Origin of the sequence: Polynucleobacter sp. 30F-ANTBAC (genome assembly GCF_018882385.1) — a bacterium.
In the GTDB taxonomy this organism is placed as follows: Bacteria; Pseudomonadota; Gammaproteobacteria; order Burkholderiales; family Burkholderiaceae; genus Polynucleobacter.
The window spans coordinates 510,242-523,599 of sequence record NZ_JACVON010000002.1 but is presented as its reverse complement, the minus strand read 5'-3'; the positions used below and the strand labels follow the sequence as shown (position 1 = coordinate 523,599).

17 protein-coding genes are annotated in these 13,358 nt (G+C 41.0%); 7 read left to right on the top strand and 10 right to left on the bottom strand.

What is annotated here, in order from left to right:
* Positions 1-37: 37 nt before the first annotated feature.
* From ICN28_RS08155 to ICN28_RS08145, 3 genes are read left to right on the top strand one after another with little or no spacing between them, the layout of a single operon-like run.
* Entirely contained in the window at positions 38-259 is a 222-nt protein-coding gene (locus ICN28_RS08155) for a heavy-metal-associated domain-containing protein (protein ID WP_216287721.1), read from the top strand.
* Positions 259-924 (top strand): site-2 protease family protein, encoded by a 666-nt coding sequence (locus tag ICN28_RS08150; protein WP_216288211.1) that lies wholly within the window; start codon positions 259-261, stop codon positions 922-924. The genes ICN28_RS08155 and ICN28_RS08150 overlap by 1 nt, the downstream gene beginning before the upstream one ends.
* Before the next feature lie 12 nt (positions 925-936).
* Entirely contained in the window at positions 937-1,386 is a 450-nt protein-coding gene (locus ICN28_RS08145) for a cytochrome c (RefSeq protein WP_370626474.1), read from the top strand.
* On the opposite strand, the gene ICN28_RS08140 is transcribed toward ICN28_RS08145, so the two are convergent.
* The gene (locus ICN28_RS08140; protein ID WP_216287720.1) at positions 1,371-2,009 is read right to left on the bottom strand and encodes a cytochrome b/b6 domain-containing protein; all 639 of its coding nucleotides are present in this window, start codon (positions 2,007-2,009) and stop codon (positions 1,371-1,373) included. The genes ICN28_RS08145 and ICN28_RS08140 overlap by 16 nt on opposite strands.
* A gap of 31 nt (positions 2,010-2,040) precedes the next feature.
* Here ICN28_RS08140 and ICN28_RS08135 point away from each other — a divergent pair, with 31 nt between their 5' ends.
* A complete protein-coding gene (locus ICN28_RS08135) occupies positions 2,041-2,580 on the top strand; it encodes a lipocalin family protein (protein ID WP_216287718.1) in 540 nt (179 codons plus the stop codon).
* A gap of 43 nt (positions 2,581-2,623) precedes the next feature.
* On the opposite strand, the gene ICN28_RS08130 is transcribed toward ICN28_RS08135, so the two are convergent.
* From ICN28_RS08130 to ICN28_RS08100, 7 genes are all read right to left on the bottom strand, one after another.
* The gene (locus tag ICN28_RS08130) at positions 2,624-2,935 is read right to left on the bottom strand and encodes a hypothetical protein (protein ID WP_216287716.1); all 312 of its coding nucleotides are present in this window, start codon (positions 2,933-2,935) and stop codon (positions 2,624-2,626) included.
* Between the two features lies 1 nt (position 2,936).
* On the bottom strand, positions 2,937-3,581 hold the full coding sequence (locus ICN28_RS08125; RefSeq protein WP_216287714.1) for a phasin family protein: 645 nt from the start codon (positions 3,579-3,581) through the stop codon (positions 2,937-2,939).
* Between the two features lie 62 nt (positions 3,582-3,643).
* Positions 3,644-3,946: a hypothetical protein gene (locus ICN28_RS08120; RefSeq protein ID WP_216287711.1), complete on the bottom strand. Its 303-nt coding sequence runs from the start codon at positions 3,944-3,946 to the stop codon at positions 3,644-3,646.
* The gene (locus ICN28_RS08115) at positions 3,946-4,893 is read right to left on the bottom strand and encodes a hypothetical protein (RefSeq protein ID WP_216287709.1); all 948 of its coding nucleotides are present in this window, start codon (positions 4,891-4,893) and stop codon (positions 3,946-3,948) included. The genes ICN28_RS08120 and ICN28_RS08115 overlap by 1 nt, the downstream gene beginning before the upstream one ends.
* On the bottom strand, positions 4,890-6,191 hold the full coding sequence (locus ICN28_RS08110; protein WP_216287706.1) for a glycosyltransferase family 2 protein: 1,302 nt from the start codon (positions 6,189-6,191) through the stop codon (positions 4,890-4,892). The genes ICN28_RS08115 and ICN28_RS08110 overlap by 4 nt, the downstream gene beginning before the upstream one ends.
* A gap of 22 nt (positions 6,192-6,213) precedes the next feature.
* Positions 6,214-7,041 carry a GGDEF domain-containing protein gene (locus ICN28_RS08105; protein ID WP_216287704.1) on the bottom strand — a complete coding sequence of 276 codons (828 nt, stop codon included), beginning with the start codon at positions 7,039-7,041 and terminating at the stop codon, positions 6,214-6,216.
* Positions 7,042-7,044: 3 nt separating this feature from the next.
* Positions 7,045-8,664, bottom strand: a complete 1,620-nt coding sequence (locus ICN28_RS08100) for an HD domain-containing phosphohydrolase (RefSeq protein ID WP_216287702.1) — start codon at positions 8,662-8,664, stop codon at positions 7,045-7,047.
* A 268-nt stretch (positions 8,665-8,932) separates the two neighbouring features.
* Between ICN28_RS08100 and ICN28_RS08095 the strand changes: the two genes are divergently transcribed.
* The 3 genes from ICN28_RS08095 to ICN28_RS08085 are packed head-to-tail and all read left to right on the top strand — an operon-like array spanning position 8,933 to position 12,028.
* Positions 8,933-10,060, top strand: a complete 1,128-nt coding sequence (locus tag ICN28_RS08095) for an acyl-CoA dehydrogenase family protein (RefSeq protein ID WP_216287700.1) — start codon at positions 8,933-8,935, stop codon at positions 10,058-10,060.
* Positions 10,057-11,232 carry an acyl-CoA dehydrogenase family protein gene (locus tag ICN28_RS08090; protein WP_216287698.1) on the top strand — a complete coding sequence of 392 codons (1,176 nt, stop codon included), beginning with the start codon at positions 10,057-10,059 and terminating at the stop codon, positions 11,230-11,232. The genes ICN28_RS08095 and ICN28_RS08090 overlap by 4 nt, the downstream gene beginning before the upstream one ends.
* A gap of 16 nt (positions 11,233-11,248) precedes the next feature.
* Positions 11,249-12,028, top strand: a complete 780-nt coding sequence (locus ICN28_RS08085; RefSeq protein ID WP_216287697.1) for a DUF2889 domain-containing protein — start codon at positions 11,249-11,251, stop codon at positions 12,026-12,028.
* 17 nt (positions 12,029-12,045) lie between these two features.
* Here ICN28_RS08085 and ICN28_RS08080 read toward each other — a convergent pair whose 3' ends face one another.
* Positions 12,046-12,804: a glucose 1-dehydrogenase gene (locus tag ICN28_RS08080; protein WP_216287691.1), complete on the bottom strand. Its 759-nt coding sequence runs from the start codon at positions 12,802-12,804 to the stop codon at positions 12,046-12,048.
* A 48-nt stretch (positions 12,805-12,852) separates the two neighbouring features.
* A complete protein-coding gene (locus ICN28_RS08075; RefSeq protein ID WP_216287688.1) occupies positions 12,853-13,329 on the bottom strand; it encodes a cache domain-containing protein in 477 nt (158 codons plus the stop codon).
* Between the last annotated feature and the right edge of the window lie 29 nt (positions 13,330-13,358).

Genomic DNA, 13,358 nt, shown 5'->3' with positions numbered 1-13,358 from the left:
CTTTATTGTCCTCTGATTATGAAAGAAAAGAAGAAATATGCCCATATTTACAGTTAACGGTATGAATTGCGGTCATTGCACCAAAACAATTACAGAAGCCCTCTTGGAAATTGATCCAAGTCTTCATGTGGAAACAGATATTCCCAATAAAACTGTTACGGTAACCCCAGCAAATTCCGTGAATGTAAGTGCTGATATGGACACACTAAAAAATACCATTACTGAAGCCGGTTATGAAGTAACGGCGGTGATGCCATGATGAATATTGAATCAATTATTCAAACCGTTGCCATTTATGCAATACCTGTTATTTTTGCAATCACATTGCATGAGGCGGCTCACGGTTATGCAGCTAAGAGCTTTGGAGATAAAACGGCATTTCTTCTAGGCCGCGTTACGCTTAATCCGATTAAGCACATCGACCCAATGGGAACTATTCTAGTTCCACTACTCCTCTACTTTGCAACAGCAGGTACTTTTCTTTTTGGATATGCCAAACCAGTCCCAGTGCGATTTGGCAACTTAAGACATCCTAAGAAAGACATGGTTTGGGTTGCTCTTGCAGGTCCAGCCTCTAATTTATTTCAAGCTCTGATTTGGGGTGTTGCTTATTTACTCTTAATCAAGCTTGGTGTTAGCGAGCGCTTTTTCATGGAAATGTGTCAGGCAGGCATTTTGGTCAATGTGGTGATGTTTGTATTTAACCTGTTCCCGCTACCCCCATTGGATGGCGGCAGAATATTAGTGGGTGTATTACCCTGGAAACAAGCCTCCTTGGTCTCACGAGTTGAGCCATGGGGCTTTTATATTGTTTTAGCATTATTATTAACCAACGTTATTGGTAATTTGTGGATGAGACCCTTGATGTCTGCCACTTACTGGTTGTTAGATACTGTATTAATACCCATTCGTCTTATTTTTTAACCAAAGGACTTCATGATGAAAAAATTACTATTAGTTCCAGCACTTTTAATCTCGTTACTAAGCCCAATAGCCGCTCAAGCGCAATTTGCCAAAGCAGAAGATGCCATTAAATATCGTGCTGCTACATTTGTTGTCATGGGTGCGCATTTTTCAAGAATTGGTGCGGTTGTTAAAGGAGAGAAACCTTTTAACAAAGAAGACGTGGCAGCTAATGCGGCCGTCGTAGCAAGTTTGGCACATCTACCATGGTCCGCTTTTGGTCCAGGCACAGAAGGTGGTAAATCACTTCCCGAAATCTGGAAAGAATCAGATAAATTCAAAGCTGGTGCAGATAAGATGCAAAAAGCAGTAGCTGAACTCAACACTGCTGCTAAAGCTGGTGACTTAGATACGATCAAAAAAGCTTTTGGAGCCGCCGGTCAGTCTTGCAAAGCTTGTCACGATAACTATCGTAAGAAGTAATATAAAACTCCCATGATCCCGCCAAAAATAATGGCGGCGGTCAAACGTAGCGAAAAATCATCCCTGGCAACAGGGATTTTTTCTGCCCAATTTTTATCACCGGTCACCATAGGTCTGATGAGATCTTGTTTCTTAACAATCCTGTAATAAGCAATTGCGAATACATGGATCAAAATTAAGCCCAACAGAACGGGCTCATTCAAACGATGCAGGCTGGTTAAAGACTCAACCCAAGCAGATGGCACATACTTAACAAAAGGCCCATCAAATGCAATGTCATCCGATGAAAATAATCCTGCCAAGGCTTGAAGAGTGAAAAGAGTGATCAGAACTACAACGGAAACAGCCCCAAGAGGACTGTGGCCCGGTGTTGGACGAGGATCTTTTAAATACTCCACCACTGCCCCAGGACCCTTAATAAAGCTTCCAAAGCGGGCATGGTAAGAGCCTACGAACCCCCATATCAACCGGAAGATCATTAAACCAATCACCAAATAGCCAAAACGCGCATGCCACGTCATCGCATTACCGCCAACTTTGACAGTGATAAAGCTCATTAATACGGTTAATACAAGTAACCAGTGGAAGGTGCGCAGCGGTAAGTCCCAAATACGAGTTTTCATGTTGCTCTCAAATTAGATTACGATAGAAGCTATGAATAAATTTAAAGTTTTTAGTCTTATTGTTGTTGCTACTATTTTAAGCGCTTGCGCCAATCAAGCGGTCTATAGAAATTCAGCGGCACCACTCCAGACTCATAGCTCAGTCGAACTTAATCGCTACCTTGGTCAATGGTACGAAATTTATCGGGTACCCAATTGGTTTGAGGATTCAGACTGTCGAACTGTGACTGCAGAATACAGTTTAAGACCAGATGGCCATGTCAAAGTATTAAATACCTGCCATAAAGCAGATAAAAAAAATGAGGCTGCTGGCATCGCTAAAGTGGTTGAAGGCTCCAACAATACAAAATTGAAGGTTTCATTTTTTAGACCTTTTTATGGGGACTATTGGGTTCTAGACTTGGCTAGCGACTATTCATGGGTAATGGTTGGTGAACCCTCTGGAAAATACTTCTGGATTCTTGCAAGAGAAAAGGTCCTACCCACCTCTCTAGAGTCAGAACTACTCGATAAAGCTGAGAAACTCGGCTATAACCGAAAAGATTTCATTAAACCTAAAAACGATCTGTGAGCTCTAAAACACCTGCTAACTTTATAAGTTAATTGCCAGATCGTTACTTAGAGTACTGAGCTAGTACATCATTGCTGGTTCGCTCTTGACCTTCAGCAAACGCTTTAAAACATAAACCAGAACCAATTTGGTTTTTGATTTTTTTGGCAGCCTTTTGCATCTCATACATCTGGTCAAAGCACTCCATCCTAGAAACAAATAGATAAGTTTCTGTTCGAGTAGGTTGATTGTTTTTTAACCACGTAAACTGCAACGTCCAATGCGTATCACCCTCTACAACAGATTTCTCTTCTTGTAGGGGCGCGCACGCAGCCAAGATAACTGCAACTATCAGAAATAATCTTTTGAACAACAAATTATTTAGCCTTTGCTTTTCTTGAAACTGTCTTTTTTGCTGGAGCCTTCTTTACAGCCACTTTTCTTGATACTGATTTTTTAGCTGCTTTTTTAACAGCTGGCTTTTTAACCGGTGCCGACTTGATAGGAGTGGTTTTAGCCATCGCTAAATCAAAAGCAGCCAGACCATCTTCAGCTGCATCAGCAGCTTGCTTTGCCATCTTTCGGCCTTCTTTAAAAACTTTCTCACCAGCATGAGCCATATCTTTAACAATAGAATTAAGCTTATCAGCTCCCTCTGGGAAGTTTTTGCCAGCATCTTTTAACCAGCTTTCCATTGCAGATCGAGCTTTGGCCAAATGCTTTTCAACCTCTTCAGCAGTTTCATCTTCCATCGACTTAAGCAAAGCTTTAATTTGCTTTTGATAACCACTCACTCGAACGGAAGCTTCTTTTGAGAATTTCTCCTGAAGATCCTTTAAACCATCCAAATCGTTAGCCACTACTTGCTTAGCGTAGGACTTAGCGTGGCTCATGCTAGCTTTAATTTCTGTTACCTGGTGGTTACTAAACTCTTTAGCCGTATCCAGTAAGCGATGCGATAAATCGAATAACTCTTTGGCACGTTCTTGTTGCCATGCCATAAACTCTTTTTGAATCGCCATGTGTTGCTCCTTAAAGGATGTTGGATACTTTTATCCTATACCTAATTAATGACAAAGCCAATCTAATCTTGAAAATACTTTTTTGAGCGAACTCGCTCAATCAATAACTCCGCTTCGCCTCTAGCCTTGACCTGCAAGCAAGCCTGAAACCTTTTTCTGTAAACAAAGGCAATCCCAAATAAGGCAACGCCCATGACAACACCAATCATGGCAATAAGGTCACCCCATAAAGGCTTTAAAAGCAACCCAGCAATAACGGGAAGACAAAACGCTGCAGCCAAGACAAGCACATCTAGGATAGCAACAAGGATCTCAAAAAATGTGTAGATAACCAAACAAATGGTTGTTAATAAGGGCTTTTTCATTAATTAAATTGGAAAATAAGATCTGCTTGGAAATACCTATAACTGTAATCAGGACCACCGAATCCTGCACTATCGGAATAACCTACTTTAGATCTTAAGAAAATCCTATTAAAGATAGGGCTAACCGCCTCCACTTCCAATAACTTTGTGGTCGTATAAGGATCATCGTTAATTTTTTGACGACCCAAACCAGCTAAACCCGATAACTGCCAACCTTGTAATTTTCTTCGCCAACCCATGACCACCATATTTTCATCGTATTCATTTGGATTGAAATAGTTCTCGGTCACCTCATGGCTATTTCTGTATTGACGATGACGCAGCTGTAGATTAACTCCTTGCTCTGGTAACACGTCATAAATCACCTTTGCTCGAAGGTGATTGCGAATATTGTCATCCGAAAACTTTTGCTGAGCCACTAAACCAATTAAAGTCCAATCCGGAGAAAAGCGTTTTTCCAAGCTGGCGCCATAATAATTATGACTAATACCATTGGTTAGGGAGTTTCTAGTTTCAACCCAATCTCTAAATAAAAATGCCTCATAAGAGAGGGTTTGATTGATTGGCGCAGAATAAGTCATATCAGCAATCAATAACTCCCTGCCATACAAGCTACTGACTCCAAGACTTGCCACACTTCCCAATCCAGATGCCGAGTTAATCGATCGCTGAACCAAGCTAACTTGTCCACCACTCTTAGCCCACTCAGGATTGGAATAGCGATTAGAGCTTGCTTGAATACCCAAATACTCTTGACCACTCTTATAAAAAGGAAGAAGGCCTGTTCCCACTTTAGTGACACTAAAATGATCGCTATCTTGAGAAGCAAAGATAGTTGGCGCCATCAAACCCCATGGTTCTTTTGCTTCTTCTGCCAGAAGTGACAGAGAGCTCAGAGATAACAGCAACCCCAACAGAAACTGAGGTGAGTTTTTAATGATGATCATTTTGTACCCCACACTTTTTTAAATCCTAAAAATTCAACAAAATACCCCAGCACTGCAGCTGGCTGCAAAATAATGTTGTAAGGGAGTAGATAGATCAGAAACCCAATAATATTTCTTCTGACATGCAAACCTTGCTCCATGAACATCTTACTTTCAGTTCGGAACATCAACCAATTAATCAGCAGTGCAATTGGAAATAAACTTAAGGTCATCGGTCCCACTATCCAATAGTGCCCCACTAATGCGAGCACCAAACCTGGCAAGAAGCCAAATGTAAATGCAATATCCATGAATGGGAAAAATAGATCCCACCAAATAAAGAAAGTCGATAGCTGCGGTTTTAGCAAAATTTTAGGATGATGCTTAAACGCTTCAATCATGCCCCTTGCCCACCTCTGACGCTGACGAACAAGGCCCATTAAAGTATTAGGAACAATTGTAAAAATAACAGCGTCTTCACAATAACCAACTCGATAACCCTTTTCCAATAATGCCCAAGTAAGGACAATATCCTCGCCAACCGTTCGTGGCCAGCCACCAATTTCATTTAATGCATCTTTGTCATAAATAGAGAAGCAACCCTGAGCAACCAAGGTGCCCTGATTGAGTGATTGAACGCGCTTAACTGTAGCAATTCCCTGGAAATAGTCCCACTCCTGAGATTGCGTTAACCAGTTGTCTCGTGAATTGCGAACCAAAGTTGTACCAGCAACAGCGCGTGTATGAGCAGGGTCACTCGCATAACGCTCTACAATCCTGATTAAGGCATCCTTAAACAAGAAAGAATCTGCATCAATCGTCACAATTTTGCTGTGCGTGGCTTTAGCTAAGCCAATGTTTAAAGCTGCTGCCTTACCTTGGTTGGCATTTAACTGAATTAACTTAACCCAGTTTCTATCCGTACTGAATGCTTTAACAATAGCACTGGTTTGATCGCGGGAGCCATCATCAATCACAATGACTTCAAGATTGCCGGGGTAGGCTTGCCTCTCAATACTATCGAGAGTTTCTAGAATATATTTTTCTTCGTTGTAACAGGCTATTAAAAGAGATAGATCTGGATATGTATCCAATTTCTTTCGCAATGGGCGCTTATCAAAAAGTAGGCTCGAGAACATAAATGCATTCATAAATCCGGGAACTATGGCAATGAATGCAATTAAGAAAGCCGCAATGGGTTGACCAACCAATAATGAAAGATCATCAAACCAATACCGACTTGCCCAAATAGAAAAAGAACACCACATCACCGCAATGAATAACGCAGATGAAAATTTAGACCTAACACTAACGTACATAGCTACCCCATTAATTTATAAATTACTCGTGCCAACATTTTGTTTGATTACGTCCTGCTTGTTTTGCCTGATACATAGCAAGATCCGCACGTCTGGAGTACTTTTTCATGATTTCATGAGCCAGACCTTCACGCTCTCCACCTGGCTGATAAATCGCAATGCCTAGACTGATTTGAATTGTTATATTTTGATCTTGCACTTGGGCACACACCAAATCTGAAACACCCTGACGAATCCGCTCAGCCACCACCAAAGCATCTTTCTGATTAGTCTCTGGAAGCATAATGAGAAACTCTTCACCACCTATACGGCCAAATGCATCAATCGATCGTAACTGAGACATGCAATAGAGGGATAGCTTTTTAAGAACCTGATCACCCACTGGGTGGCCAAAAGTATCGTTAACACGCTTAAAGTGATCAATATCTAACATCACAAACGCAATGGGGTGTTTAGTACGATCTGATTTTTTAATTTCTTGAATAATTTGGGACTCGATCTCTAGGCGACTTAAGGCGCCAGTTAAGTGATCGTGTTTGGAAATTTTTTCCAACTTTTCTCTTTGTTCATCTAAGGTGATAAATAGTCGCTGCAATCCAACTACGCCAAGCCACAGACAAACTGATATGGATAAGTAAAAAGAAGCATTTGTAAGGCTGAAATTATTTCGGATACAGCAATCCAACAAGTAATACAACTTATCACCAAGGATAACTAGTAGACCAAGAGGCATAAACATGATGCCAAAAGCAAAGGCTTTGAATTTTTTAAGTATCCAGAAAGATGAAATGATGCTGTATATCTGAATACAAATGGCAGCAATATAAAGACTAATAACAAAGTACTTCAATGCTTAATGCTCCAGAAGTTTTTTAATTAAAACCTGATCACCAAATAAATCCAAAGCCACTTGAACAACAGCTTCATCCAAACAAGTACCAGAGAGTCGTTTGACCTCATCAAAAGTCACCTCCAAGCTTCTGGCAGGTCGGTAGGGTCTATGGGATGCCATTGCTTCAATCGTATCGGCAACAGCCAAGATCTTCGCTTCCAAAAGGATTTGATCTCCTTTGAGTCCTAATGGGTATCCAGATCCATCAATGCGTTCATGATGCTGCCTCACCATATCGGCAATCGGCCAATGAAAGGGGACATCTTTTAATATTTGGTATCCAGATTCCACATGCCCCTGCATCATTTTTCTTTCTAAATCACTTAAGGCCGTTGGCTTGGTTAAAATTTCCGAAGGGATGGCCACTTTGCCGATATCGTGAACCATGCCAGCCATGTGAAGACCTTGCAAGCGATCCTGACTGAGCCCCATCTTTTCTCCAATTAATACAGCAATCTCGGCCACTCTTTTTTGGTGGCCAGCAGTATAGGGATCTCGCCATTCCATTGTTTTTGACATCGCTGCAATCGTTGACTCTAAGGCTAAAGTTAGTTGATGCTCTGCGGCCTGACGCTCTTTCATTTCAAGAGCTAAGTCTTGTCGATGCTTAATCGCTCGCAAGCCATAACCAACTTCATCTGCTAAATTTTCAAATAACTGAATTTCACTATCACTGAATGCGTTAGCAATTTTTGAATAGACAGCCAACGCACCAATTGTTTTAGTCTCGTCATGTATGGGTATTGCTACTACACACCTGATGCCATAGGTTTTTGCTCGGTCGCGCCAAGGAATAAACCGTGGATCTTCTTCGGTATCCAAAATAATTGTTGCCACGCCAGTTCGAATGCATTGCCCCACAGGCCCTTTGCCAGTTAGGGTTTTATCAGACCAACTAACTTGAATTCCATCGGCATAGGCCTTAGCAGAACCTTCCATACCAGCAACGCGCACAGTCATTTGCTCATCATGCTCCGCCATCCCCACCCAAGCCATCACATAAGGAGCTTCTTTCACAATAGCAGAGCAAACATCCTTAATAAGGGTTGCCTCATCGTCCGCTCTTGATAGCGCAATAGCAGCATGGGCATAAGCCAATACCGCCCAATTCTGTTTCTCCAATAGTGCTTTAGAAACCCTGAGCTCTTCCTCGGACTTTCTGCGGTCTGAAATATCTCTGATGTTGCATTGAATGACCGTATCACCGTTAACATGATAGGCATTGCTCACAAACTCAACAGCCAAAATTTTGCCATTCTTATGTTTTAGCGGTAAGTCCTCATAGCGAACATAACCCTTATCATGCAACTCTTTGAATGCTAACTTGGCCGCCTCTTTATCAACAAAAGGACCAATCTCCCATAACTGTTTGCCGATCAATTCCTCTTTAGAGTACCCAAGAAAGTCCGTTATGAAGGGGTTAGCGTCTTCGATGACCCCTGTTGCAAAATCAAGAATCAGAATGCCATCCTGGGCCGTTTCAAAAAGTCGCAAATATCTGAGGGATAAATCTGACTTTTGCCCTGATTGAGCACTTTTAGGAGGGCTAGGCTTAGATGGTATTTCTGGTTGATTTGACATAATCTAAGTTTACGCCTTTTAAAGAATTACCCCTAAAGTTCACATCTCCAATTTGATCAAATCAGGGTAAGGTGGCTTTAGCCCAGTTTGAATTGATAATTTAAATAAAAAAGAGTAGTTGACCGAGCTATTTAAGGTGCCAGCAGGCCCTTGTAGTCTGACTAGACGATGCCCAATTTACTCTTAAGATTAAGATAATTATTAAAGGCGCCATAATCATCTTGCAACTAAAAATAATCACTATAAATTTATCAACAATCCACCCATAATGAATCTAACACCAACGAGCGAACAACTACTCATTATCGATAGCGCCACTAGCTTCTTAGAAAAGCAAAGTGATATGAAAGCCGTTCGAAATATTAGTGAAAATAGCGACGGATTTGATCAAGATTTATGGGATCAAATGAATGAGCTTGGCTGGTGTAATTTATTACTACCCGATGATATTGGCGGCATGGGTATGGGCTATGTCGAAATGTGCCTACTTCAGGAAAAGCTGGGGCAGTATTTAACTTGCTCCCCATTCTTTGATAGTTCAGTTTTATCAACGATAGTACTTCTATCGCATTCAGACAAAAAGAGTTCGGCAGAGACCCTATCGGATCTTTCAGAAGGTAAAGCAATTGTTAGCTTTGCTCTTCCTCATTTAAATAAAAGTAGTAAAAATCAAGTTAAAAAAAGTGCAACCGGCTGGTTACTTAACGGGCAGTGGTCTCACATTGGATCTCTACCTAGCGCTGACAAAGTGCTATTAACAGCAAAAGATGAACAAGGTCAGGAGCATTTATTTTTAATAGATGCTTCATCCACAGGTTTTAATTCTGTAGAACAGAAGACTCTGGATTTGACACAACGTAATGGTTGTCTTTTTGCTGAAAATGCCAATCTACCTGAGACAGCGCATCTTGCAATGATGAATGCCCCAGATTACTTGCAACGCGATCTTTGTTTCGCCAGTATTGGTTTAGCTGCTGAACAGGTAGGCATTGCCCAAAAAGCACTTGATTTAACTCTAAAGTATGTTGGAGAGAGATCGCAGTTTGGTAAAACTATTTCGGGCTTCCAAGCCGTGAAACACCGTTGCGCTCAAATGTCAGTCGAACTTGAAAGCTCAAGATCTGCTGTTTACGGAGCTGCGTGCATGGCCGATACAAAGCCATCTAACGACACCCTCCTATTTTATGGGGCACAAGCATTTGTAGAAGCTACTAAGGCGGCCATATATTGCACCGAAGAATCGATTCAATTACATGGCGGCATGGGGTTCACCTGGGAATTTGACCTGCATCGATTGCTCAAAAGAGCCCAATATAACTCTCAACGTTTATTGCCTATCTCTTGGTGGCAAGAAAAAGTAGCTGCTTTATTACTGGATCAGGAAATTTCATTATGAATCTAGAAGAAACATCATCTGAAAAATTATTCCGTGAAGAAGTAAGATCTTGGATGGCATCTCATCTTTGTGATGAATATGAACAGTTAAGAAATGCTGCTGGTTTTGGCTATCCAGGCTTTGATGCCGATCTCGCGAAAAAATGGGAACAACAGCTGGCTTTAGGAAAATGGATAGGCCTAGGTTGGAAAAAAGAGTTTGGCGGAAGAGAGCTTCCTTTATCTCATGAAATTATTTTTCATGAGGAATATGTCCGCTGCGGAGGTCCGGGAAGAATTGGTCATATTGGCGAGCACCTGTTAGCTCCAACACTCATGGAGTACGGTACAGCTCTTCAGCAAGAGCGTTTTCTGCCAGGCGTTTTAAATGGGACAGCCTATTGGGCTCAAGGATACTCAGAGCCTGGTGCTGGATCTGATTTGGCAGCCATTAGAACTAAAGGCGAAATAGACCCTAACAATGGTGACTGGGTCATCAATGGCCAAAAGATTTGGACCTCCTGGGCTCACGAAGCCGACTGGATTTTTGTTTTAGCTCGAACTGAAGCCAATTCTGAGCGTCATAAAGGATTAACACTCTTACTCGTCCCATTGGATCAACCCGGAATTGAAATTAGGCCCATCAAACAAATTACTGGGGGCTCTGAGTTTAATGAAGTGTTTTTTGATAATGCTAGAACGGAAGGTAGTCTTCACCTTGGCTCTCCGGGAGATGGCTGGAAAGTAGCCATGGCATTGTTAGCCTACGAGCGTGGCGTTTCAACATTAGGTCAGCAAGCACAATTCAAAAGAGAACTTGGTCAATTAATTGAATTTGCCAAACATAATGGAATGGCCAACGATCCTATATTTAGACAAAAAATTGCTTCTTTGGCTCTTGGTTTAGAAACTCTTAGAAGTCATGCCTTAAGGGTTTCAGACCCAAACTCTGACGAAAGAGCGACCAGTATTTCTAAATACTTATGGTCAAACTGGAGAAGAGATTTAGGAAAACTTGCCATTAACGTCATTGGCCTAGAATTAGGTAGTCATGAGCAACCTAATCATCAGGCCATTAATTTAGAACAAATTTGGTTAAACAGTAAATCAGACACCATTTATGCTGGCAGCAATGAAATTCAATTAAATATTATTGCTGAAAGAAGCTTAAAAATGCCACGTGATGCCAGATAGATGTTAAAAAGACACTATGAATAACGTTTACCCTGAGACGATCTACAACCCTAACTATGGAAAAGCCATTTTTAGAAGATCTATCAAACTAAAAAAACAAGATCGTCTAGTTATTGCGGGTTTAGAAGATACAGTACACGCCTGTAAATTGTATGTACATCATGATGGTAAGTTGATTACTGATGTGCAAGCTGAGTGGTTCAGACACCCCATGAAAAAATGTCCCGAATCAGCAGCGCAATTGAAAAAATTTATTGGTCAAGAGTTAACAGTTGAAAGAGCTAAATTTAGAGCTTACCAAGACCCCAAATGGCAATGCACTCACCTGCATGATCTTCTTGGATTATCAGTTAGCCATGCGCTTGGGGAAGCTAATAATCGAACTTACAGCATTCAAATTCCTGACTTTAATGAAGGGCAAACTGTTGCTCAAGTAAAGCTGGATGGGCAAGTCATGCACGCTTGGCTAATCAACCAATCTAGCATTGTTGAACCTGCAGAAATGTCAGGAAAACCATACTTGGCTGGCTTTGGAAAATGGGCAGCAACTGCTTTTGATGGTGACTTTTTAGAGGCCGCATTTGTTTTACAAATGGGTATTTTTGTCTCTAATTCAGGAAGATATGACATGCAGGCTATGGCAAAGAAATATGCCACTATTCCTATTGTGGCGCCTGGTCAATTAGGTACTTGCTTTACTTTTCAAGCCGAGCATCAAAAAGATTCACTACCAACACATATCATCAAAGACTTCAGTTCAACACCCGATGAGATGTTGAAATTCTTAGATGATTAATTCATAGATCTAAATAATTAATCACCCATGATAAATTGACCACTGTCGATTCTTAGCTCGATACCATTAACACCCCTTGACTCATCGCTAGCAAGATACAAAATACCATTTGCAATATCAAGTGGTTGATGCATCCGATTCATAGGATCTATATCAATGGTGAATTGCGCAGCATCGACACCCTCAGGCATAGTGGCTCTCGTCATATCAGTCAAAATGCCATCAGGATGAACAGAATTACATCTAATTCGATACTTCATGGTTCTACAATAAGACGCAATACTTCGTGTTAATGCCGCTACAGCGCCCTTGGATGCACAATAAGCAGCAAATTGACTCATTCCAGCAATTGCGGCAAAAGAGGAGAGATTAATGATCGATCCACCACCCGTTGACTTCATGGCATTCACTGCATACTTAGAACCCAAAAAAACACTTTGGGCATTCACCGTCATAATTTTTTGAAAATTTTCTAGGCTTTCTTGATCAATAGGGTTTCTCATCAAAATACCAGCGTTATTAACCAATATGTTGACAGCGGAAAATTTAGCTATGGTCTGATCAAATATACTTTTCCAGTCATCTTCTTTCGTTACGTCACCTTTAATAAATATTGTCGATGAACCAAGTCTCTCAGCAAGGGCCTTACCTTTTTCCTCTTGAAGATCAACGATGGCAACTTTGGCGCCTTCTTTAACCATCAACTCAACTGTTGCTTGACCAACACCAACTGCTCCACCAGTCACAATTGCCACTTTGCCATCAAGACGCGCCATAACTACTCCTTTAAAAGATTACTAATGCACTATTCCGCTAAAACTAAATTAGTTATAAAAACCAACCGCAACAATATATTTACCTACAACCTCAAAACGAGTTGTTTTGGCTTGTAATTTATTAGATGATGGATTCTTCCAGACATAGCTAATTTGCCCGCTATCTTTTTGCTTAGCCATTGCCAACATTTCTTGGATAATAAAACGATTATCAGGATCTAATAACACTTTGGCATCCGTTCCAACGAGCCCTGCTGCAACACCATGCGCATAAAATAATCCATCCTCTTTACCAACCACAAACACATATAACTCGCCCTTAACAAACTCGCCTTTCGGGTTATTAATAGCTGGAAATGCGCCTTTACCCTCTTTACCAACTTTTTTAATAGCCTTTAAAAGCAGTTGCTCAGCATCTGCTCGTGATTCACTTGATGGACTGGGAACTTGAGCTTGAGCAACGGAATATAGACTGCTTATCAATACAAAGCTTGCTAGAAAAATTGATCTAATAAAACTCAACATATAACCACCTTTCATATCAATCGATAATT